The following is a 23,733-nucleotide window of genomic DNA, read 5'->3' as shown; positions in this document are numbered from 1 at the left end:
CAACAAACACAATCAAGAAAGGAGCTGCAATATCTTGAAGTACAGGAAAATATCTCAGATCGTTTTACTCATCACAGGTATAGCAATGATCAGCTATGGTGTAGTCAGAGGTGAAGCGGCTGCCGTGCTCAGCAAAGCAATAAAATTATGTCTGGAGTGTGTAGGAATTGGATAAGAACAAATCAATATCAAAAAAAACAGCCAGAATACGCGGATGGATACAGGCAGCTGCCACGCTGCTTACCAATATTCACATCCCCAATTTATTTAAAGGCAAGATCTATCAGGGCAAAGCGAAAACAATATGCGTACCGGGATTAAACTGTTACTCCTGTCCCGCTGCAACCGGAGCCTGTCCGATCGGGGCATTCCAAGCGGTTGTCGGCTCATTCAAATTTAAGTTTTCGTACTACATAACTGGTTTTTTCATTTTACTCGGTGTGATCCTCGGAAGATTTATATGTGGTTTTTTGTGCCCATTTGGATGGTTTCAGGATCTGCTTCATAAAATACCGGGGAAAAAATTTTCCACAGCCAGACTGAAACCGTTAAGATACCTGAAATATATCATCCTGATCGTTTTCGTTATACTTCTGCCGATGCTTGTAACGAACTCCATAGGAATGGGCGATCCGTTCTTCTGTAAGTATATTTGCCCACAGGGCGTTTTAGAGGGAGCTATACCACTTTCACTTGGAAATACCGCTATACGGTCTGCTCTCGGAAAGCTTTTTTCTTTTAAGTGCCTTATTTTAATTACGGTTATTATACTGAGTATTTTGTTCTACAGACCTTTCTGCAAATGGATTTGTCCTCTTGGAGCAATCTATTCATTATTTAACAAGGTCAGCCTTATAAATATCAAGGTTGAAAGCAGCAAATGTGTCGGATGTAACCAATGTTCAAAGGTATGCAAAATGGACGTCGATGTCTGTAAGACTCCGAATCATCCGGAATGCATACGATGCGGAGCATGTATAAAGGCCTGTCCAAAAGACGCGATCTGCTATCAGTTTATGGGAAGACCATGTTCCCAAAAGGGACATAAGCAATCTTCCAAAACCAACGTGTAACAATCAGCCACACTAATATTATCTAAATTATTATTTAAAGGAGCAATTATCTATGAAGACAAAAAAAACATTACTATCTATTATCACTCTCTGTGCAGCATTATCTCTCACAGCATGTAGCGGATCAGGATCTGCCACAACTGAGAGTTCACAAAAAACCCAGACAGAAGCCACCACTGAAGCTGCGGACAATTCCAACACGAAGCTGGATGATTTATATCAGCAGGAGAACCAGATCTTTGCAAATCACCAGGATGTATGGAACAAGGTATTTGGCATGATGAATAAAAGCAGCGCTGATCCAAGCGGAGATTATGCCGATTATCTGGCCGGCACCGTGGAATCAAACAAGGAATCCTTTACAGATGATGAACTGAAAACACTTAACGATGATATTGAAACCATCAGACAGATTGAAAAGCAGATATCCGAAATCGAAAATAATAATACAGGATCAGAAAGCACCGACCAGAACGACAGTTCCGAAGAAATCACACCTTTCAAAAGTTTCTCCGGCAAGGATTTTGATGGTAATTCTGTTGACGAAAGCCTGTTTTCCAATAATGCAGTAACTGTCGTTAATTTCTGGTTTACTGGCTGCAAACCTTGTGTCGCAGAATTATCCAAGCTTAATGAATTAAACGATGCCATCAAATCGATGGGAGGCGAAGTAGTAGGTATCAACACAGAGACCTTTGACGGAAACGAAGATGCTATCAAAGAAGCTGCAGCCATTCTTGACAGTCAGGGTGCCAAATACCGCAATATTTCCATTGACTCTGATTCAAACGCAGGTAAATATGCCTCCGACATCATGGCATTTCCTACAACCATACTTGTCGACAGAAATGGTAATATTGTCGGCGATCCTATGCTCGGCGGTATCGATGACCAGAATAACTATGACACTCTTATGAAACAGATTCAAACAGTAATCGATGCTGACAAATAGAATGAATAATCAGATTCAGGGGCAGGATAAAAAGCAAACTTTTTATCCTGCCCCTGATTGCATTCTTAATCATGCTCCTTTGTCTTGATCTTATTTTGTTATCTTGACCTTCATTACTTTACTGTATTTACCATATACTTTCCTGCCTGTGGAATCCTTCTTATATGCACGGACCCGTACATAATAGGTCTTTCCTTTTTTCAGCTTCTTTATGGTCTTCGTTCTCTTCGTTGTATTGACGACCTTCTTACTCTTGGTGAACTTAGAATTGGTCGCGTATGTGATCTGATATCCCTTTGCCCCGGATACCTTGGAATACTTCACAACCAGATTCTTTCCCTTTGTGTTCGTAACCTTAAGTCCGGTTGCCTTCTTCACCTTTACCTTCGACCACTTCGCATATAAGGTGTAATTCTTCTTTGAACCTTTCTTGATCGAGGTTATCTTCTTCGTATAATTACTATTTGTATACCATCCCTTGAATGCATATCCTTTCCGGGTCGGCTTTTTCAGTACAACTTTCTTCGCTGATGTATAAGTCTTCGGATTCTTCTTGTTATTCTTACCCTTATTTAACTTATAAGTGATCTTATATTTTTTCTGGCTCAACTTGCTGACCTGACGTTTCTCAGCCTTCTTACATACAGAACAGATTCTGCTTTCTTCCCCTGCCTTTGAGGTAGTCGGCTTCACTGTCACTGTCCATGCACTCCAGGTATGACCCTTTGCTGCTATACTGACATTTGTCTGCACTGTCTTTCCACATGTATCACAAACATAATGTCCGCTTCCTGCCGCCGTACAGGTTGCTTTCTTATCTGTTACCAGACGCTTTGATACATGCTTGCAGATAAGCTGTGCCAGCGCTCTTGTCTCCACTGCTCCACATACAGAACAGGTTCTTGCTTCTTCTCCTGCCGCATCATAAGTAGCAGGTGTAACGGTCTTCCATTCTTCCCAGGTATGTTCATCTGCAAATTCTACCGTGATCTCCTGTGGCTTTGTCACATTCTTGATCGTATACTTTCCATCTGCAAATTCTATCCTTGTGCCATTTGCAGATACAAGAACACATCGGCCGTCTGTAACCTTAACTGTAAAGGAATAATCCTCGCCATAACTGATCGTTTCTCCCTCTTTCTCCGGAAGGATCGTATAATCATCTCCACCGGATGGGATCGTAACCTCATACCGGTTCGGGATCACATCTTCTGCCTTCACATCTATGATGTAGTCTTTTCCAATGTTCTTAATGGTATAGCATCTGCCATCCGTCTTAAGTGCCTCTGCCACTTCATCAGACAGTTTATAATAGTTACCATCAAATCCCCTCACCGCTTCATATACATAGACAACCGCATGGGCATTGCTGTATCGATCTCTTGCCGATAATGTATAGTCTGAGTCTTCAACTACGTCGCCACCTGTCTCTTCCAGATAGTCCCGCGCATTCTCTGTAAGAGTAACTCTGTAATACTCGATGATTCCTTCAGGTTTCGTATTTGTCGCTCTGTTCATCGAAAGCTTAAGATCCCGACCGGTTACATCCGATTCCTCTAATCTGACACCGACTGTTTCACTCTCTGCCTTCCAGTTATTCTCATAGTACTTTATAGCTGCTAACTGATATTCTGCCTCTTCTAATTTCTCGAACCGATAAGAGCCATCTTCTGCTGATGTCGTCTTTTTTGTATCATCGTTTCCTTTTAATTTAACTGTTACACCCGGTACAGGATTGCCTTCCGGATCGCGAACAGTTCCGGAGATCGCGTAGGTCTCTATATTCTTTTCAAAGATTGCTGTGTAGGTCTCACCCTCAAAAACACCGTTTACCGCAGTTGGATAGAGTCCGGTTATGGAATAGGACGGACGACCCTCCTTGCTGTCAACCCACTTCACGAAATGCCAGCCAAGATCTGCTACTGGAAGAACTCCCTTTGGCGTTCCACTTACTGCCTTGATCGTCTCTGTCAGTTCACCGGAACCGGTCTTATCACCTACCCATTTTACTGTTCCATGTTCACCGGCTTTGTAGGTAAATGTAACTTCCGTTTCCTTGGTCGTGATCTCTACTATATGATTTGTCTTAATACCTGAGATCGTGTAATTGCCATCCTCATCCGGCTCCAACGTCTCTCCGTCTAAGGTTACGCTTTCTAATATGTAGCCTGCATCCGGTGTGACTGTAAATACAACAGTCTCATCCGTCTCCGTGATAATCTCTGTTACCTTCTTCTTATCGATACTTGCTGCCGCATGACTGCCTTCTGCCAGCTTGAATTCCAGAGTATACAGATCATATGTCTTTGAATATACATCTTCATCTGTCGTTAATACATGTGCAAAATCATATAAGGTCGTAAGTTCCTTATCTTCATACCAGTCAAATGTATGAACCGCATCATTCTTTCCTGCTACAGTCGGTGCCTGATCCTCGGTAACCGCATGGTTATAATTTGTATATCCATATCCTGCAAGATCTTTACCACCGGTCGTGTAATGGAAAGTCATCTGCATAACAGTTCTGTCTGTTTCTTTCTCTGTCAACTTAAGATTCGGATATTTACTAAATGCCGCTCCGGTTATTATCTGTTCCCATACAAATAACTGCTTTCCTCCGGCAGCCTTCAAATCTTCATTGACCGCATTCTGCAGCTTCCAGGCAGCCTTACCGGATTCAAACTCTTCCACTGTCATAGCTTCATTATCTGTAAATGTCACCTTATGTCCCTTCAAATCCATGGAATATCCGTAAGCTTCCGCATCACTGTCTCCCACATAGTAGCAGTTAGATACCACTGCATTTCCCAAATAAGATGAAACACAACCTGCAATAGGCGCTGCAAATGCATGCGGTTCATTATTCTGGAAGCTGGTTGCAACATCTGTTGTCCTTATATCGGTTGAATAATTATAGCAGTCCCTTATCAACACATTCTCTGCACTTCCTACAATGCCTCCGGTATGGGAACCACCCTCAACATCCCCTGTATTATAACATCCGTAGATCGTACCCTTACTGCCTATTGCATCGGCAGCAATACCGCCTGCACAACTATTCGATGCTGTAACAGATCCTGTATTATAACAATAATAGATTCCATACTGTGACAGAGAAACCGGAATTAGTTTCTCCTCTTCTCCTGTAGAACCGCTTCCTGAATCAGATGAAGATCCTCCCGTTGTATCATCCCATCCGCCAATGGATGGATTTACGATTATTACATCACCGCCTTCTGCCGCACCGGTTCCTGCTGCAATGCCTCCGACATATGTTCCTGTAAGTGCTCCTGTATTAACGCAGTTAGCAACGTATCCTCTGTTATTTCTTACAATACCGGATGCATGACCTGTTGATGTAATTGATGCTTCATTGGAGCAGTTCAGGATCTTACCCTGATTCCAGGCGCAGATTCCTCCCACATCTCCGGCATAGGATCCTCCTTCATTATTGATTTTCCCCTTGTTTATACAATTTTTTACAACGCCGTTATTCGACATTACAATACCATAGCAATGTTCACGCTGTGTATCGATCCAATCTACAGCTGCTGTATTCACACAGGCATCCATAACTCCGTAATTTCTGTATACAAAGATTGCTCCACCATGTCCACAATACCTTGTGCGCATGGCTCCCGCTGTACAGTTTGTTACTGATCCGTTATTTAATCCGACAAATACGGAACTTCCCATTACAAAAGATTTCTCTATCGTCAGATCTTTTAATGCTCCCGATTTACCAATATAGCCGATCAGACCAGCCTCATTATTCTCACCTCGATTTCTCCGGTACAATCCCCGGATCGTCTTATGATTTCCGTCAAAGGTTCCCTGATATACAATGTTATAATTATCAAAATTTACATTAAATGCTCCAATCGCCGGCCAGTTGATCACATCTGTCGTATCAATCGTCCATGAATCCAACTTGCTTGTATCATTCATCTCGATATCCTCACAGAGAACGACGCTCTCTGACAGATGCGGTGTAGCATCATCTCCATCACCATTTACATAATCAGCAAACCAGTATAACTGTCCGGCATTGCTTACTGCATAGTATCCTATATAATTTTCGTCTAATCCAAACGCCTTACAATTCTCCGCCGTGACCTGCTCAGCCGGCTGATAGGAACCATCCACCGTTGCAAATCCATTTTCATCATAGGTCAAGCTCTTGCTGACTTCTCCACATGTACTACATTCTGCCGTATAGGTATATATGCCATCCTTTACACCGGTCAACTTCCAGCCCACCTTTTCCTCATGGAAAGTGATGTGATCTCTTGGCACACCAAAGGTCTCCGTCAGGCATCTGTAAACCTCAAATGAATGTACTGTATAATACATCATCTTTAAGCTTTTCCCTATCGTCTCTTTCGATGTAGTTCCATAATCTGTTAAAGTTAACTGCAAAGAATCCTTATCTGTGTGCGGAATCTCCACTATCGTTCTGTTCCACGAACCACAAAATACATTCATATTTAACTCTTTTAAAGAAAGAGGAAGCTTAATCTCACGTTGTTCTTTCAGATTTGTATTATTTTCTTTATATGTAGAAAATAAGCCTTCCGGCAAGGTATTCAAGGCACATCCGTCTTCAAATGTTATGTACCTGATTTTTGCATTTCCGCCACCATCCAATGAAGTCGCTGTAAAATCCGTCAAGCATTTTGGATATTCAAGGCTTCGCAGATTACTACTGATGCTAAATGCCCGGGTTCCAATGGTAGTCACGTTCTGCATATACGGCAGCTCGGTTATATATATATAACGGAACGCTTCATTTTTAATTGTCTTAACACTGTCCGGAATCCGGAGTGATGTTACCATTGAGCATCCCATGAAAGCCTGCTCTTCAATCGTCTCTAACCGATTAGGAAGTTTTATATCGGTAACATTCCTGCAATATGCAAATGCTGCTTTTCCAATTGATGTCACGGAATCCGGAATTGCGATCTCCTGTAATCCGTCACAGTCATAAAATGCACATATACCAATCGTTGTGACTGTACCAGGAATCACAAGCTTCTCTATCTGATCCAGATTTCGAAATGCTGATTCTCCGATCGTTGTAAGTCCTTCCGCTAATTCAACATCTTTCAAAGCGCAACAGGCATAAAAAGCTTCCTTTCCTATGCTTTCAACCTTTGAGCCTTTTTCGAACCGGATCGTCTCAAGATACTGTGAATTATAAAAGCACCTCTCCGGTATCGTTTCAATGGAAGCCGGAACCGTAAATTCTTTTAAAGACTTACAACCGTAAAGTAAATTTTGAACATTCTTTCCAAATGAAGTAAGCTTGCATCCTTCCTCAAATGTAATCTTCTCCAGTGACTCATCCATATAGAACATGCCATGATTGAACGAACCTGAATTGAATTCTGTAACAGATGCCGGAATCGTGATCTCCTTCAGCTTCTTCTGTTGCTGCACCAGTGCTGTTGTTAATTTCTGCATCGTACTTGGAAGATAGATATATTCATACTGGAGATTTTCTGGTGGACTATATACATTAAAATATGTCAGTCCTTCTCCAACTTCTACCTGCACGATATTGTACTTGGCAAATACGTCTGCATAACCTGAGAATACACTAAACTCACCAGCCCTGCTGCTGTTTGTATCTACGCCTCCATATGTGATCGTAGCAATATATTTTTTCACTGATGTATCTTCTGTATCCACTGCAGCTGCTGTGTCTGCCGTAGCTTCCGTATCTGCTGTATTTTCTGCAGCTGCATAGATCCGCCATATATTTCCGTTGTTATCTTTTTCCTCCACCAATGGTTCACCAGTCTTCTGATAGTGATATCCGGTTTCTTCATTGGTTACTTCACCAGCATCTTCACCAGATTCTGCCCCGGCCGCGTCATCCGTCTGTGCATACGTTGTCACAGACCCATAAAGCGTTATCGGCGTCGCAACCGCAAGCATAGCAAGCACGGCGGCTGCCAGATAATGCTTTTTTCTCTTTGTTTTTAATTTACTCATATTTACCTCCCTTTCATTCATGCACGTATCCCTTATATCCCTAGCACCCCTACATTCTGTTATACGGATGCTGTCGCATAGTTTATGATCATTTCCTTTAAACGTATCAACTCCGGCATATAATCCCTGTTATCCTCTGCGCCCCATATAAAGCCTCCCGCGTAGTAGGTACATGCTGCCATCATCGTATGTACGGTCACACGGATAAATTCATCCTCCGGTATATCCGTGCGAAGGGTATGATCTTCCTTTGCTTTCTCATACATCATATGCAATCGGGTATCAGCCGAATACACCGACGCATGAAGCTTCTCAAGCTGTTCCGGATCTACGCCCTCATGTGTGACGTAGTGATTAAAGTTATCATTGTACTGAAGCAGTTCCTTATGGTTCAGATACATTTCAATATAACTGTCCAGCGTGAATATGAATCGTCCGACTGCCGGAATATCCTGAACCGATGAGATTGGTCTGTTCTGATCCAGCTCGTCCAGATATGCTTTCCACTGTGCCGCACAGACTGCAATTACAAGCTCTGTCTTATTCGAATAGCACCGGAATAAGGTCGCCCTGCCGATACCGACCGCCTCAGCGATCTCGCCCATACTTACCGCTTCAATCTTCTTTTCTACAAAGATTCGAAATGCAGTATCCAGGATCCGCTGTCGACGTTCATTTTCTTTTGCTTTTTGTTTCTCTGATTTGTTCATTACCGTGTTCCTTTTTGATACGTACTGTATCATTAATTTTATAAGAAATAAAATGAGATGTCAATACGCACAAACACATCTGATTATTTCTTCTCATCCAGCAGCACTACGCCGGGTTTTGGATTCTCTTTGATCGCGCCAACGATCGGATGTGGTACATATAATTCTTCCAGATATGCAACACCCCTACTCTGCAATCTCTTTCGCCCAGACACGAAGCTCCGCTTCTGAGATACTGCCATTTAACAGTTTGCCTTCCTTGATAACAGTATCTGCTGCCACACTGCCTTTCAGGTTCTCAACTGTCTTACCGAATCCGCTTCCGCCGGAGGTTGCAAATAACACGATCTTCTTACCGGACAGATCATACTGCTCCAAGAATGTGTTAATGATCGTTGGTGCTACATACCACCAGATTGGGAAGCCTACAAAGATCACGTCATAGTCTGCCATATTAGAAACCTTTTCTGCGATTTCCGGTCTGGAAGATTTATCTGCCATCTCTATGCTGCTTCTGCTCTTTTTATTCATCCAGTCCAGATCTGCTCTTGTATATGGCTGTACCGGTTTGATCTCAAAAAGATCTGCATCTGCTGCCTTTGCCAGTTTCTCTGCTGCCTTTGCAGTAACTCCGCTTGCTGAAAAATATGCTACTAATTTCTTACTCATAATGATGATCTCCTTTTCTTTTATTTTTCTTCTATTATAACTTACTTTCTCACTATAGGCCTTTGACTTCACTCCAAGTCAAGGATTTTTTCTGACCTCAAAAAAATTAGGCAGCCCTGCTTTGTAGGCTGCCTGTCTCTATTTAAGCTCCAGATATTTCTTAAGCTTTGGCTTTTTCTTTTTATAGTATTCCTGCAGCTTCTCCACCAACAGGGTGAGGTAGCGGAACAAAGATTCTGCCGCAAATCCGAATACCACCATAAGCAGTACGCAGATATTTGACAGATCGGTCAATGCAAATAACTTCTTCAGGAAAAATCCCGAGAATATAAATCCAACGATGTTCAGTCCGATCACACCATATTTCATCTTGTTTAACGGCTCACTGATCTTAAACAGGATCATGAAGCCTACAACGCAAAGCACCATTGTTGCAATCGTACCGATGCTTTCTCCCGGCAGGGCAAATACCTCACCGCAGATTACCAACGCACCAACCGCAATTACATCAGTAAGGCCACCCGGAAATGCTTTGAACATAACATTTGTAAGGAAATGTCCTTTGATCCGGTCTCTGTTCGGTTCGAGTGCCAGCAGAAATCCGGGAGCACCGATCGTAAACATACTGACCAATGAGATCTGTGCCGGTTCCAGCGGATAGGTGATCATAAAGATAACCGAGAACAGCGACATCAACAGTGAGAATATATTCTTAACAAGGAACAGACTGGCGGAACGCTGTACATTATTTACAACCCGTCGTCCTTCGAATACCACATCCGGCATATGTGCAAAATCTGAATCCAGCAAAACGACCTGTGCTGCCTGTGTTGCAGCTTCACTACCAGACGCCATCGCCACACTGCAATCCGCATCCTTCATTGCAAGGATATCATTGACACCATCCCCTGTCATCGCCACGGTATGCCCCTGCTTTTTAAGTGCCTGCACAAGCTTTTGCTTCTGCTTCGGCGTCACACGGCCAAATACCGTATATTCCCGTACGGCTTTCTTAATCTTCGTATCCGTATCAAGTGTCGTTGCATCCACATAACTTTCTGCGTTGTCAATACCCGCCTGAACTGCGATCTGTGATACCGTCTTTGGATTATCACCGGATATAACCTTGATCGCTACATCCTGACTCTTAAAGTATGCAAAGGTCTTTACCGCATTTTCACGGATCGGATTTGCCAGTGCCACAAAGCCAAGCGGTGTTACTCTGTCAGATAATCCGTTTGCAATACTGCTTCCTTCATATCTTCCAAATAACAGCACACGATCTCCCTTTTCGGCATAAGGAAGGATCTCTTTCTCGATTGACGCATAATCATCCCGCATGATGAATTCCGGTGCGCCAAGCAGATAGATGCCATCCGAAAATGTAATACTGCCGTATTTCAAACTGGATGAAAATGCCAGACGGTCAAGCGGTACTCTGTGTTTTCCGACACTACCGTCTGCCTCATCGGCATATTTCTTCAATGCCTCCATCGTAGCGTTATTATCCTGTGACGCTGCTGTATAATCAATCAGCAGCCCTTTTAATTCGTCCGTCGTCTTTAACGGATTCCGGCTATCCTTACTTAAGAATACATCCTTGATACTCATAACAGGCTCTGTGATCGTTCCGGTCTTATCCACGCACAGCACATCGACACGCGCCAACGTCTCGATACTTTTCATATCGTGCAGCAGGACTTTTCGTTTTGCCAGATTCATCGTACTGAGTGCCAGTGCGATCGTAGTAAGAAGATATAACCCCTCCGGGATCATACCAAGGATAGCTGCAACTGTCGAGGTTACACTCTTCCGGATCGAGTCATCATTTACGAAATGGCTCTGCCAGAACAGAATAATACCGATCGGTATAATGATGATACCAACCCATTTTACGATCAGGTTGATCGACCGGATCATCTCGGACTGTTCACCGCTTCCCATGGTCTTTGCTTCCATGCTGAGTTTTGAGATATAGGATTCATTTCCGACCTTTTCCAGTCTGGCATAACATTCACCGGACACCACAAAGCTGCCGGATAACAGAGAACTGCCGCTCGTCTTTTCTACCTCGTCCGCTTCACCGGTAAGGAGGGATTCATTTACCTGAATGCTGCCATCGATAACAACCGCATCTGCACAGATCTGCTTTCCGGTTGTCAGTAAAATGACATCATCCTTTACCAGTTCTTCCGAACGGATCTGCTGTAAAACCCCATCTCTGACTACATCTGCATGAGGTGCATTTAAGAAATTCATTTTTTCCAGTGTCTTCTTCGCACGCAGCTCCTGTATGATACCGATCAATGTATTACCTATGATGATCGGCAGAAAGGTCAGGTTCCGAAAAGAACCAACTAGGATCAATAATACTGTGATAATAAGAAATATTAAGTTAAAGTATGTAAGTGTATTCGACAGAATGATCTCTTTCGTCGTTTTATCCGTCGATATATCGGTCTGATTCGTCAGCCCTTTTTCGATTCGTTTCTTTACTTCGTTTTCTGTCAGTCCCCGGATCGAAGGATTGATCTGATTTGCATTTGTATCGTCCATAAGATTTCCTCTCTGGTCTGTGTTCTTAAAACTTTTACACCATTCTACTACATTCTTATGGAAAGAAAACGAAAATAATTGTTAAATTTTGTTAATTCTTTATTCGCCTTTATTCAGGTGATAACCAGCCCCCATTTTCTTTCTATCCGTTCATTGAACCAAACTTCAGTTTCTTTCTTGTAATCAGATATGCTATTACTCCACACAGAATTCCAACCAGAATGCCACCTAAGATATCGGTCGGGTAATGCACATACAGGTATAGTCTGGAAAATGCGATCAGCACCGCAAGCACCAGTGCCGGATACCGGTATTTCTCTTTTGCAAAAAACAATGCAGTTACTGCTGCAAAGGACGCTGCCGTATGACCGGATGGGAATGAATAATCTGTCGGCTTCTTCACTAACAGAGAAATCGCTGTATTTACATCAAAGGGTCTTGTCCTTGCTACCGCATTCTTCAATATGCCATTACAAAATATAACATCAAATACCAGTGCAAGTGCCATCAGGATTCCTGTCTTTCTGTGTTTCTTACTGATCAACAGCACGATCGTAAGTGCGATCCAGATGAACCCTGCATTTCCAAGTGTCGATACAAATGGCATCACTACATCAAGAAATGCATTTCTCATATGCTCCTGTATAAAATCCAAAATCGTTAATTCCATCTGATTCACCTTTTGTCCTCCTGTCTGTATGTAAATCGCAAACTATTTCTACCGGTCTGCTCTGTCGCTCCACTTATGCAAGTGATTTTGTATGTCTTTCAGATAAGTATCACTTATTTATTTTTCCCTGGAGGATCTTTACACCACGAACAATCATGAATACACCTACGATCAACAATGCCGCTGACATTACCGTTGGAAACAAAGAACCCATAACAATCGTGAGGCTGGCCGTCTGAATGAGCATAAAAATAAAGCTAAGCACACTAATGCCATTTACTAATATAAAGCCGGCTCCAACTACAATACATATGACTCCGGCATAAATATTCGCGCCTTTCCGAACTGCGGAACCAACCTTTCTTGCCTGCTCCCGCTGTGCAGGATCCATATCCATGCCGTTCATCATCCGATCAAATTCCGGTGACAGTCCACTCCCATATCCTACAGCATCATCATTTACCTGACTGGTATAGACCTTCTTTCCAGCATCTCCTGAAAATGGTGTACCCGGAGTTCCCTGCTGCCATTGTGAATCCTGCCCGGTATCTGTAGCCCATGGTGATGTTCTCTCGCTATTTTCTATTATTATGTCTGCGGGTTGGCTGCCATACACACCATATGGGCCGTTGTATCCGGACTGACTGTTGTATCCGGACTGACTATTATATTCGCCATATTGACTGTTATATCCGGAAGTCTGAACGACATCATCGCTGTCTCCTTTTATAAAGTTACGAATTCCCTGGATCAGAAGTAGCACTCCTATGCCCCCGAAAAACAGAAGGAAAAGTCTCATGACACCTAGTCCTTTTGCAAAAAGACCTACAAAGCCAAAACTCATGAATACCAAAGTTCCCAGAATGCAACCCAGTAATTGTTTGACCCGATTGGATACACTTTCCATCGAATTAATAAACAATACGATTCCTGTCAATGCAAATATCAATCCGAATCCAAGTACGATCCCCCATGTTAAGATTCCTCCCTGATCATACAGGTTTGTTATGCCCCAGACTCCGAGGGCAAGCATCATCACACCAAAGCAAAAGAAAACAAATGCTCCTATTTTTGCTCCTTTTTGTTCCTGCATAAAACCACCTCCGTTTATAGAGTATCACAGAACTGTGTTTTTTTGCACTCCTCCATGTATATTTTTTCGATTTTGTCACCAAATGCCTTCGATGAAAATGCTTCCGATGATACTTCTGTTCCTATAAAGCAAAAAAATCCCCCGCACTTGTCTCCTGTAGTTCTTCGGGCTACAGGCAAATGCGGGGAACCTTTTCTTTATTTGTTGATTTATTCACTCTAATAAGTATGTTTCTTTGACTTTGGTGCTGCAGCTTCAACCTCCTGTGCATTATGATTAGCTGTTGCACATACCTTCTGAACTGCTTTCTTTTTCTTCAATGGATGCTTTGGATTCTTATCCATGATCTACACTCCCTTTCTTATATCTGTATACATATACATAAGGGGTCATGTTTTTTATTCGCACGGCTCGATATCAACACATTTTATTCGATGGCAATGAAGTTCTCCTTTTCGATTGCTTCCGGTGCTTTCTTTGGAAGGGTCAGACGAAGAATACCACTTTCATATTTTGCATGTATATCCTTCTGACTGATACCGTCACCAACATAGAAACTTCTGCTCATGCTGCCGGCATAACGTTCACGTCTGATATACTTACCGTTCTTCTTATCTTTCTCATCCTTATCCAGACCTTTTGCAGCGGAAATGGTGATGTAGCCATCTTCCAGTTTGACATTTACTTCATCCTTCTTAAATCCAGGAAGATCAATGTCTACTTCATAGCTGTCATCTGTTTCACGGACATCCGTCTTCATCATGTTCTTAGCATGTTTGCCATACAACGGGCTTTTCTCCGGAAACATTTCCTTTTCAAATTCCTTACCGAATGGGAAATCATCCATCCAATCATCAAATAAACTTTCTCCAAAAATACTAGGTCTTAACATAAGTCATTACTCCTTTCAATTTCAAACCAGTGTCGGAAATCTCAGCTCCTTATGGAACCTTGAGGCACTTAGACTTTTGTATGTTTAGCACTGTCAGAGAAACCTGAGGTGTCGAATTTGTATGTTATAAGTTCCGGGATTCTTTCTTTTATCTTCTTTCTTAATCCCTTTCCTTATCTTTAGTTATGTTATAGCACCGTTTATTAGCACTGTCAATAGTCGAGTGCTAATTTTGTGTGAAGATTTTGTGAACTATCTGATTTCCATTTCTACACTTAAAAGAAAAAGCCAGACCGGCACTCACCGGTCTGGCTCTTTCTTCTATATAATTATAGGTTATTTGTAATTTACTCTACATCCTGTAAAGCTGCAAAGTCTTCCTCACCGGTACGAACCTTAACAACCTTATCAACACTGTATACGAAGATCTTACCATCACCGATATGTCCGGTATACAGAGCCTTCTTAGCAGCTTCAATAACTGCACTGACAGGAATCTTGCTGACTACGACTTCTACCTTAACCTTTGGAAGAAGGGTTGCATCTAATTCAACACCACGGTACATCTCGCCGGCACCCTTCTGGATACCACAGCCCATAACCTGATTCATTGTCATACCTGTAACACCGAGGTCATTTAAAGCTTTCTTTAAGATCTCAAACCGTGCAAGCTTTGCAATGATAACTACCTTGTAGATACCGCTTGGAGATGCTGTAACAGGAGCTTCCGCAACCTTGACTGCTACATTCTTTAATGTGTCAGAAGCCTTATCATAATCAGCTACACCAAGATCTGTATTTTCATTTACATCCATTGTCATTGTATTTGATACATCAACGATACTGAAGCCGGCATATGCAGATGGAAGACCATGCTCGCATGAATCCAGACCAACAATTTCCTCTTCCTCTGATACACGAAGGCCGAAGATCTTTTTAATAAGAAGGAATGCAATTGTAATCGTAACTGCTGTCCAGAGGATGGTCGCGCCCATACCTACGAACTGAATACCGAGCTGCTTGAAACCACCGCCATAGAATAAACCTTTGGCTGCAATCTGGTTTGCACCATATGTTACGCCATCACCGATACCTCTTGCAAATGCAGGAGCTGTATCTGTAGCGAAAAGACCAACTGCGATTGTTCCCCAGATACCATTTAAGCAGTGAACTGCAACAGCACCTACAGGATCATCAATATGTAATTTGTAATCTAAGAGCCATACACCGAATACAACCAATACACCGGCAACAGCACCGATCACGATAGCACCGAAAGCATCACAGACATCACAAGGAGCTGTAATTGCTACCAGACCTGCAAGAGATGCATTCAGACACATTGAAACATCAGGCTTACCATATTTTACCCAGGTAATGATCATTGCTACAACTGTTGCAACAGCAGGAGCAATTGTTGTTGTTACGAATATGGAACCAAGTTCTGAAACGGTTGTTGCTGCTGCACCATTGAATCCATACCAGCCAAGCCAGAGAATAAATACACCGAGACAACCGATCGGAAGGTTATGTCCAGGGAATGCATTTACTTTTTCAACCTTACCATCCTTGCCCTTTACAAACTTACCGATACGAGGTCCAAGGATTGCTGCACCGATCAATGCACAGATACCACCAACCATATGAATACAGTTAGAACCGGCAAAATCATGGAAGCCCATCTGAGCCAACCAGCCGCCGCCCCATGTCCAGTGTGCCTCAATCGGATAAATAACTGCTGAGATAATTGCTGAATATACACAATAAGAAATGAATTTTGTACGTTCTGCCATCGCACCGGATACGATTGTCGCTGTTGTTGCACAGAACACTAAGTTAAATACGAAGTTGGACCAGTCAAAATTTGCATAATCAGTAAATATGTCAAATCCCGGTTTACCGATCAAACCAACCATGTCTTCACCAAGTAAGAGTCCAAAACCAAGAAGGATAAATACAACTGTACCAATACAGAAGTCCATCAGGTTTTTCATCAGAATGTTTCCGGCATTCTTTGCTCTGGTAAATCCTGTCTCTACCATCGCAAATCCTGCCTGCATCCAGAATACCAATGCCGCTCCGATCAGGAACCAGACACCGTACACTTCACCAGAAATTGCATCTAAAATTTCACTTGTCATAGTTCTTACCTCCTAAAACTCAAAAATGCGATACATGGAGACTTATCCTTAACAGACGCCCCATTGCATCGCATTTTACTTCATTTTTCCTCTCATCCGGTCCGCGCGTATAGCCGGATATCAGGTTTTTCTTTGTCCTGTACCGGGGAACTTATACCTCCCGATAAAAGAAAAAGGCACTACGAATATTTCGTAGCGCCTTTGCTATGTCCATGAGTATAGCACCGGGGATTACTCATGTCAACGATAAATTTATATTTTTTTTAGAGATTATTAACCATGCCTTTTCCAACTGATCATCACAGTTTATAGTTTCGCATTCTATACAAGTATTTATCTACTTTCTCTTCATCTGTGGGATCAGTATAAAGCTGCAATACAGGATTGCTATAACTGCCATGATCCCCCCTGCAAATCCGATATACCCCATCGATGCATGTGTACATACCAGACCACCGATCCAGGTTCCGCATCCGATTCCCAGATTATAGATTCCTGAGAACATCGACATGGCCACAGCGGAGGCTTCCTCCGGAACCGCTTTGATCGTCTCTGACTGGAAAGTAACGCTAAATGCCGTTACAGCCATACCCCACAGCATACAGATCAATATCATTGTCCATGTAAATTTCGATGCCGGTTTCAGGCAAAGCATGACAACAGCGATCAATGTGATCGATGCACGGATAAAATGATATCTGTGTTTGTCATATACACAGGAGAACAGAAAACTTCCAAGAATTCCGGCAGCTCCAAACAACATTAAAGTTATAGTAACAAGATTATCCTTAAACATTGCTACCTGCTTCAAAAACGGCTCAATATAGCTGTAGCCTGTATAGTATGCACCCGCAACTAAGAACGACATTAATATGATCCCAAGCATAACCGGGTTCTTCAATATCATCGGCAGTTCTTTCATTTTAAAGGATGTACCGCCTTCAACCTTCGGAAATACAAATGCCATATAGATAAGGGCAAGAAATGCAACAACTGCAACACAGAAAAATGTCATTCTCCATCCTACATATAATCCAACGATCCTTCCAAGCGGAAGTCCAAATATCATCGCAATGGATGTACCGGTTACTACCATACTCATCGCAAACGACCTGAACTTCTCCGGCACGATCTTAACTGCTGCCGGTGATGCGATCGACCAGAAGACCGCATGTGCACAGGCAACTATGATCCTTGCCGCCATCAGCATCGCATATCCGGTTGCAACCGCTGATAATATCTGACCGATTCCAAATAATGCAATCGTTCCCAGCAGCAGCTTTCGGAAGCTGATCCTTGATGCAAGCAGCATGAGTGGCAGTGATAACAGCATAACCGCCCATGAATATGCTGAGATCAGCATCCCCGCTTTTGCCTCCGTGATCCGAAAATCATCTGCTATATCAGTCAGAAGACCGATTGGCATGAATTCCGATGTATTAAATATAAATGCCGCTACCATCATTCCGATGAGTGGCAGCCATTCTCTGATAGTTAATTTCTGATTCATTCTGTAATTTTATCCTTTCCTGTAAATTCCTGTATTTTTCTATTTAAACATTTACCGTTTTGCAACGCAGTCTGTTAATATGTATCCATATCATGTAGCGCATTTTATATGAAACCTATCTTATATTACACGGCATTTTTCCTATGAACCGTATCTAATATTATCCGGCATTTTTATTTCTATAGTAATTTTATTATCGGCTCCCCAACTCCGCAAGTCAAAAAAATAGTCTTCTTCTTGTAATTTTTGCTGTTTTTACCGCTATTTTTTCACAAAATTAAGCAAATTCTGTTGCATTAGCGTAGAAAAGTATGTATTATATTAAAATATTGTGTTATTTTTATAAATATTTGATTTTTTCATAATATAATTCTTTATTTTATTCATATAATTTATCAGAATAACACATCACCACAATACAAAAATGAAAAGGAGAAAATCATGTGGGCAACTGTAAATGAAATCTTAACAAAAATCGATGATTTTGTGTGGGGACCTCCACTTATGGTCCTTATTATGGTCGGTGGAATTCTTCTCACAATCCGGATGGGCGTTCTTCAGATCCGCAAACTGCCACTAGCACTCAAATGGATGATCAAAAACGAAGAAGAAGGCGAAGGCGAAGTTACTTCCTTTGGTGCACTGTGTACTGCTCTTTCCGCTACGATCGGAACCGGCAATATCGTTGGTGTAGCAACTGCGATCGGAGCCGGTGGACCGGGAGCATTATTCTGGATGGTACTTGCTGCATTCTTCGGAATGGCAACCAAATACGCAGAAGGTCTTCTGGCTGTCAAATATCGTGTCGTTGACAAGGACAACCATGCACTTGGCGGACCATTCTACTATATCGAAAGAGGTATGGGCTCAAAATGGAAATGGCTTGCAAAAATATTTGCTTTCTTTGGTATCTGTGTAGGTCTGTTCGGTATCGGAACCTTCTCTCAGGTAAATGGTATCTCTTCCGCTGTTAATTCATTCTTTGATCCTGACATGCAGTGGACGATTAATATTCCAGGGATTGGTACTTATTCATGGACCGTTGTTATCGCTTCCCTGATCTTAAGTGTATGTGTTGCACTCGTTCTGATCGGCGGACTGAAGCGTATCGCAAGCGTATCCCAGATCATCGTTCCATTTATGGCTGTTATCTATATTGTTATATGTGTGATGTTACTGATCTGTAACATCACTAAGATTCCTGAGGCTGTTGTTATCATTGTAAAGAGCGCATTCAAGCCTTCTGCTGTTGCAGGTGGTGTCGCCGGTTCATTTATCGTTGCTATGCAGAAAGGTGTAGCACGTGGTATCTTCTCAAATGAAGCAGGTCTTGGTTCTGCTCCTATCGCAGCAGCCGCTGCCCAGACAAAGGAACCGGTTCGTCAGGGTCTTGTATCCATGACAGGTACTTTCATCGATACCATCATTATCTGTACAATGACAGGTCTTTCCATCGTTCTTACCGGTGCATGGAAAGTAGAAGGTTTACAGGGTGTTCAGGTTACCACATATGCTTTTAACGAGGGACTTCCGATTCCTGCAACGATATCAAGCTTCCTGTTAATGCTCTGTCTGGTATTCTTTGCATTTACAACTATCCTTGGATGGGATTATTATTCTGAGCGTTGTCTGGAATACTTATCCGGCGGCAAAAAGAAATCCATCATGATCTACAGATGGTTATACATCCTTGCCGTATTTATCGGACCTTACATGACAGTTTCTGCTGTATGGACGATCGCCGATATCTTCAATGGACTGATGGCTATTCCTAATATGATCGCAATCTTTGCTTTAAGCGGTGTGGTTGCAAAGGAAACGCGTGATTTCTTCAGCCGTCATAATAAGCAGCCTTTTGAATAAATTGTTAAAATAAAATAGAGGACCCTGAGATCTAATTCACATATTATTACGCAAGACACTTTCGTTCTATCTTCATGTAGCGGTACTAGGCTCCTGCTTTCGCAGATCGCTAAGGACCGACATTCAGATAGGCTTGCTTCATAATAGTGAATATATATCTCAGGGTCCTCTATTTTATTTTTCTGCACTATACTAATTCTTTCCCCCCGCTTCATATAGTTAATGGGTATCAAGTCACTTTGCAACACTTCATACCACATCTTATTTTATTTTTTGGGTATCTGCTTTCATTTTAATAATCTATACCCTTATCTCTACCTTACTTTCGGGTATTATAGCCCATAGTAAGCATCCATACCCTGAAATCATTTTATTTTACACTATACCCATCTTCTTAATAATTTCCGGGTATCAGGTTGATTTCATAACATTTATACCCATATATGCGTTTTTTGTATTAATGCTATCTCTTCTCAGCAAAACCCTTTACATGGTCAAGGACGATCTGCATCAGGCGGGTACGGGCTTCGGTACTTGCCCATGCGATATGTGGCGTGATGAGCAGCTTATGACTGTCCTTTATAGCAAGTAGCGGATTGTCCGGCTGTATCGGCTCTGTCCGAAGGACATCTAAACCTGCGGCTGCGATCGTGCCCTGCTTCAAGGCTTCTGCAAGATCTTCTTCTACTACGATCGGTCCACGTCCAAGGTTCAGGAAGATTGCATCTTTTTTCATCTTTGCAAATGCCGCTTTATCCATCAGATTCTCGGTATATTCATTTAATGGCGCATGAACCGATATAACATCAGAAGTCCGAAGAAGTGTATCCAGATCTACCTGCTCATAACCCTCCTGTGACGGTCTGCCGGATGCTGAATAATAGATCACATGGACACCAAATGCCTTCGCTATATCTGCTACCTTTCTTCCGATCGCACCAAGTCCGATGATACCCCATGTCTTTCCGGCAAGCTCTGTAAACGGCTCGCCAAACCAGGTAAATACATCATTTTTCTGGTAAGAGCCATTCTTTACATAATCATCATAATACCGAAGCTTTTCAAGCAGATAAAAAAGCATGGCGAATGTATGCTGTGCAACGATCGTAGTGGAATATCCGGCTGCATTTCTCCATTCAATTCCCCGTTTATCCAGATAGTTCTTATCCAGATTGTTTGTTCCGGTTGCCGCTACACAAACCAGCTTCAGATTCTGAGCCGTTCCAACCGTCTGCTCATTTACCGGAACTTTATTCACAATGATAACTTCTGCATCCTTCACCCGATCCGGAACTTCTTCCGGCTGTGACATCTCATATGTTACAACTTCTCCCAAAGCCTCAAAGCCCGTCAAGTCAATGTCTTCTCCTATCGTCTTACGATCTAAAAATACTATCTTCATATTTATTTTTAATCCTTTCATCTATTTTTGTTATCCGACATTCCATTCGCCTGCGTCTGCTGTCAGGGTGGATAGAAAACATAAAGTATAATTTCCGTTATGATGCCTGCACTAGCTACCGGCACAAAGCCCTTGTCTGAACCCGTAAGGGTAAGTTAGGGCGGCTGACGGCAAATAGAACATCGGAAAACCTAGAAAATATGGGAGGATCAATCAAGATTCTCCCATACTGCTGCCATAATTACTTTCATATTCTTCCTGACATCGAAATCCGGGAGCACATCTCCATCCTTGAAAATACATGCCTGAATACTCTTTCTGACCGTATAGTCCTTCGCTGCATGGAATAATCCATCCGTCGAATACCACAAATTTTTTCCTTCAATGGATATGCGCAGTTTCCATCCTGCAAATCGTTTTCCCGGTACTTCGTATCCGCATGCCCACAGTTGTCTGCCCTTCGGTATGTTCCCAGATCGTCTTATCCCTGTATTCCAGATTTCCACTCTTCAACCGGGTAAGCGTTCCCGCATTCTCATCTCCATCGGAAGTCTCCGGGTAATGACTGACTGCTTCCTTATGGTTGCTGTTGTACCACACCATAAACGGATATCTGCCAAATGTTTCCTTCGTTGCTTCCAGTGCTTTTTCCGTTACAAAATCTGTACAGATCATATCCACACCAAGCTGGAACAGATAATTGGCATAAACAGCATCATCTGAAACCGTATAACAAAATGCATACAGACCGGCATCATGTACCTTCCGGACATTTTCCTTTGTTACAAAATTCGTCCGCATTGCAACACTGCATATTCCATGATCCAGACAATAAGTAAGGATCGCATCCAGCTTATCGATATTTAATCCAACCAGATACATGTAATTTGCAAAATGATATACGGAGTCGATCTGTTCATACATCGGCTGGCTGTATACCTGCATCAGCAGACGATCGAGCAGACCTTCATCCTGCCGGAAATCCTCCAGCATAGCGGCAACCCGTTTCTCGTTCCCTTTTTTTATATTATGGAAATCAATTTCAAATGTATAGGCAGGTTCATTCTTTGCTTTTTCATAGAACTGTCTCGCATCCATGATCGAATGTCCATGGATCGGTATCTGCATTGCCTGTTCATATGTCATATGTGCAAATTCCGGCTTATACGAAACCCCGGTGCACTTACAATTATTCTCTGTCCAGCCATGACACAATACCAGACGGTCATCCTCCGTATAGGAAAGATCGATCTCAAATGACTGATAGCCTTCCTTTTTCCCATGCTCAAATGCCTCTGCCGTATTATGATAGGTTGTACCATCCATACCGCCAAATGCATGCGCCATCAGTTTTTTCGAGAATATCTCATATCCACAGTTTCTGCGGATTCCATGTTCATCCTCCCACTGTGCAACCAGATAGATCTCGTCATCCACAGCTTCATACAAAGGCTCTACCGATGCCGCGATCGGTATCAACTGCTTGCAAACCGTGCTGTCATAAAAGGAATCGTGCCAGTTATGATCTGTTCCATACCATATCCAGCCTTCTTCTGTGCGCTTTCTGGCATAGTAACCGACGCACTTCAGATCCGAATTGGAAAATACTGTTTCAACAGTCAAATTCCCACCATCAGTATTTGAAACAAACTTTTTTTCTTTCCCGAAGTCCCCGTCCGGAAGCCAAAATGAACGGCGGACAAAACGTTCACCGTTCTGTCTGCCGCCATTTCCATCATAGATCAATGTATATTCTTTCTTTTCCTGTTCCCGTTTCCAAGGCAGATGAAATTTCATTTTCCGCTACCATCCTTTTATTTTCCAAGATCATCTTTGATCTGGGTAGTTGAAATGTCTGGTGTTCTTGGAAGATACACGACATCACAATAGTCTTTCAGAAAATCAAACTTTCCTTCCCAATCATTTCCCATAACAAAGGTATCGATCTTAAATTCTTTGATATCTTCTGATTTCTGTTCCCAGCATTCCTCCGGAATGACAAGGTCAACATAACGGATCGCCTCTAATAACTGCTTTCTTTCCTCATAAGAAAAATAACATTTCTTATGCTTCTGATTCCAGTTAAATTCATCTGTTGAAAGTGCAACGATCAGATAGTCTCCTAATTCCTTTGCTCTCCGTAACAGATTAATATGTCCGTAATGCAGCAAATCAAAGGTTCCATATGTTATTACCTTTTTCATA

18 protein-coding genes are annotated in these 23,733 nt (G+C 42.3%); 4 read left to right on the top strand and 14 right to left on the bottom strand.

The window, feature by feature from the left end:
* Window positions 1-31 precede the first annotated feature (31 nt).
* From OCV60_RS11070 to OCV60_RS11060, 3 genes are read left to right on the top strand one after another with little or no spacing between them, the layout of a single operon-like run.
* The gene (locus tag OCV60_RS11070) at window positions 32-175 is read left to right on the top strand and encodes a CD1871A family CXXC motif-containing protein (RefSeq protein WP_117785383.1); all 144 of its coding nucleotides are present in this window, start codon (window positions 32-34) and stop codon (window positions 173-175) included.
* Entirely contained in the window at window positions 168-1,073 is a 906-nt protein-coding gene (locus tag OCV60_RS11065; RefSeq protein WP_262530170.1) for a 4Fe-4S binding protein, read from the top strand. Before OCV60_RS11070 ends, OCV60_RS11065 begins: the two co-directional genes overlap by 8 nt.
* A 52-nt stretch (window positions 1,074-1,125) precedes the next feature.
* Complete coding sequence (locus OCV60_RS11060; protein ID WP_262530169.1) at window positions 1,126-2,025, top strand: TlpA disulfide reductase family protein; 900 nt, start codon at window positions 1,126-1,128, stop codon at window positions 2,023-2,025.
* Between the two features lie 90 nt (window positions 2,026-2,115).
* On the opposite strand, the gene OCV60_RS11055 is transcribed toward OCV60_RS11060, so the two are convergent.
* From OCV60_RS11055 to OCV60_RS11010, 10 genes are all read right to left on the bottom strand, one after another.
* Window positions 2,116-8,022, bottom strand: a complete 5,907-nt coding sequence (locus OCV60_RS11055) for a leucine-rich repeat protein (RefSeq protein WP_262530168.1) — start codon at window positions 8,020-8,022, stop codon at window positions 2,116-2,118.
* Between the two features lie 59 nt (window positions 8,023-8,081).
* A complete protein-coding gene (locus OCV60_RS11050; protein ID WP_243000412.1) occupies window positions 8,082-8,732 on the bottom strand; it encodes a TetR/AcrR family transcriptional regulator in 651 nt (216 codons plus the stop codon).
* A gap of 186 nt (window positions 8,733-8,918) precedes the next feature.
* A complete protein-coding gene (locus OCV60_RS11045; protein ID WP_262530167.1) occupies window positions 8,919-9,401 on the bottom strand; it encodes a flavodoxin in 483 nt (160 codons plus the stop codon).
* Between the two features lie 138 nt (window positions 9,402-9,539).
* Complete coding sequence (locus OCV60_RS11040; RefSeq protein ID WP_262530166.1) at window positions 9,540-11,957, bottom strand: HAD-IC family P-type ATPase; 2,418 nt, start codon at window positions 11,955-11,957, stop codon at window positions 9,540-9,542.
* A 142-nt stretch (window positions 11,958-12,099) separates the two neighbouring features.
* Window positions 12,100-12,627: a phosphatase PAP2 family protein gene (locus OCV60_RS11035; protein ID WP_117785382.1), complete on the bottom strand. Its 528-nt coding sequence runs from the start codon at window positions 12,625-12,627 to the stop codon at window positions 12,100-12,102.
* A 109-nt stretch (window positions 12,628-12,736) separates the two neighbouring features.
* Window positions 12,737-13,720: a hypothetical protein gene (locus OCV60_RS11030; protein ID WP_173789137.1), complete on the bottom strand. Its 984-nt coding sequence runs from the start codon at window positions 13,718-13,720 to the stop codon at window positions 12,737-12,739.
* A 218-nt stretch (window positions 13,721-13,938) separates the two neighbouring features.
* Window positions 13,939-14,064: a hypothetical protein gene (locus tag OCV60_RS11025; protein WP_021943566.1), complete on the bottom strand. Its 126-nt coding sequence runs from the start codon at window positions 14,062-14,064 to the stop codon at window positions 13,939-13,941.
* 83 nt (window positions 14,065-14,147) lie between these two features.
* Window positions 14,148-14,612, bottom strand: a complete 465-nt coding sequence (locus OCV60_RS11020; RefSeq protein WP_021943565.1) for an Hsp20/alpha crystallin family protein — start codon at window positions 14,610-14,612, stop codon at window positions 14,148-14,150.
* Between the two features lie 347 nt (window positions 14,613-14,959).
* Entirely contained in the window at window positions 14,960-16,753 is a 1,794-nt protein-coding gene (locus OCV60_RS11015; protein ID WP_181985727.1) for an ammonium transporter, read from the bottom strand.
* 337 nt (window positions 16,754-17,090) lie between these two features.
* On the bottom strand, window positions 17,091-18,263 hold the full coding sequence (locus OCV60_RS11010; RefSeq protein ID WP_262530165.1) for a sugar transporter: 1,173 nt from the start codon (window positions 18,261-18,263) through the stop codon (window positions 17,091-17,093).
* A 441-nt stretch (window positions 18,264-18,704) separates the two neighbouring features.
* On the opposite strand from OCV60_RS11010, the gene OCV60_RS11005 reads away from it, so the two are divergent.
* Window positions 18,705-20,126, top strand: coding sequence for an alanine/glycine:cation symporter family protein (locus OCV60_RS11005; protein ID WP_262530164.1), 1,422 nt, complete (start codon window positions 18,705-18,707; stop codon window positions 20,124-20,126).
* A 463-nt stretch (window positions 20,127-20,589) separates the two neighbouring features.
* Here OCV60_RS11005 and OCV60_RS11000 read toward each other — a convergent pair whose 3' ends face one another.
* From OCV60_RS11000 to tagD, 4 genes are all read right to left on the bottom strand, one after another.
* Window positions 20,590-21,528 (bottom strand): D-2-hydroxyacid dehydrogenase, encoded by a 939-nt coding sequence (locus OCV60_RS11000; RefSeq protein WP_262530163.1) that lies wholly within the window; start codon window positions 21,526-21,528, stop codon window positions 20,590-20,592.
* A gap of 209 nt (window positions 21,529-21,737) precedes the next feature.
* A complete protein-coding gene (locus OCV60_RS10995; protein ID WP_262530162.1) occupies window positions 21,738-21,899 on the bottom strand; it encodes a hypothetical protein in 162 nt (53 codons plus the stop codon).
* 10 nt (window positions 21,900-21,909) lie between these two features.
* The gene (locus tag OCV60_RS10990) at window positions 21,910-23,325 is read right to left on the bottom strand and encodes a glycerophosphodiester phosphodiesterase family protein (protein WP_262530161.1); all 1,416 of its coding nucleotides are present in this window, start codon (window positions 23,323-23,325) and stop codon (window positions 21,910-21,912) included.
* Between the two features lie 17 nt (window positions 23,326-23,342).
* Window positions 23,343-23,732 (bottom strand): glycerol-3-phosphate cytidylyltransferase, encoded by a 390-nt coding sequence (gene tagD, locus OCV60_RS10985; protein ID WP_021943559.1) that lies wholly within the window; start codon window positions 23,730-23,732, stop codon window positions 23,343-23,345.
* Window position 23,733: the final 1 nt, after the last annotated feature.

This window comes from Coprococcus ammoniilyticus (assembly GCF_025567345.1).
GTDB classification, from domain to species: Bacteria; Bacillota; Clostridia; order Lachnospirales; family Lachnospiraceae; genus Coprococcus; species Coprococcus ammoniilyticus.
This window is presented reverse-complemented; position numbering and strand designations above follow the sequence as displayed.

Excerpts from the sequence above, each read along its gene's own strand:
- OCV60_RS11015 (WP_181985727.1), bottom strand. The coding sequence starts at position 16,753 with ATGACAAGTGAAATTTTAGATGCAATTTCTGGTGAAGTGTACGGTGTC.
- OCV60_RS10990 (WP_262530161.1), bottom strand. The coding sequence starts at position 23,325 with ATGAAATTTCATCTGCCTTGGAAACGGGAACAGGAAAAGAAAGAATAT.
- OCV60_RS11005 (WP_262530164.1), top strand. The coding sequence starts at position 18,705 with ATGTGGGCAACTGTAAATGAAATCTTAACAAAAATCGATGATTTTGTG.
- OCV60_RS11055 (WP_262530168.1), bottom strand. The coding sequence starts at position 8,022 with ATGAGTAAATTAAAAACAAAGAGAAAAAAGCATTATCTGGCAGCCGCC.
- OCV60_RS11030 (WP_173789137.1), bottom strand. The coding sequence starts at position 13,720 with ATGCAGGAACAAAAAGGAGCAAAAATAGGAGCATTTGTTTTCTTTTGC.
- tagD (WP_021943559.1), bottom strand. The coding sequence starts at position 23,732 with ATGAAAAAGGTAATAACATATGGAACCTTTGATTTGCTGCATTACGGA.
- OCV60_RS11045 (WP_262530167.1), bottom strand. The coding sequence starts at position 9,401 with ATGAGTAAGAAATTAGTAGCATATTTTTCAGCAAGCGGAGTTACTGCA.
- OCV60_RS11060 (WP_262530169.1), top strand. The coding sequence starts at position 1,126 with ATGAAGACAAAAAAAACATTACTATCTATTATCACTCTCTGTGCAGCA.
- OCV60_RS11050 (WP_243000412.1), bottom strand. The coding sequence starts at position 8,732 with ATGAACAAATCAGAGAAACAAAAAGCAAAAGAAAATGAACGTCGACAG.
- OCV60_RS11010 (WP_262530165.1), bottom strand. The coding sequence starts at position 18,263 with ATGAATCAGAAATTAACTATCAGAGAATGGCTGCCACTCATCGGAATG.
- OCV60_RS11035 (WP_117785382.1), bottom strand. The coding sequence starts at position 12,627 with ATGGAATTAACGATTTTGGATTTTATACAGGAGCATATGAGAAATGCA.
- OCV60_RS11040 (WP_262530166.1), bottom strand. The coding sequence starts at position 11,957 with ATGGACGATACAAATGCAAATCAGATCAATCCTTCGATCCGGGGACTG.
- OCV60_RS11020 (WP_021943565.1), bottom strand. The coding sequence starts at position 14,612 with ATGTTAAGACCTAGTATTTTTGGAGAAAGTTTATTTGATGATTGGATG.
- OCV60_RS11000 (WP_262530163.1), bottom strand. The coding sequence starts at position 21,528 with ATGAAGATAGTATTTTTAGATCGTAAGACGATAGGAGAAGACATTGAC.
- OCV60_RS11025 (WP_021943566.1), bottom strand. The coding sequence starts at position 14,064 with ATGGATAAGAATCCAAAGCATCCATTGAAGAAAAAGAAAGCAGTTCAG.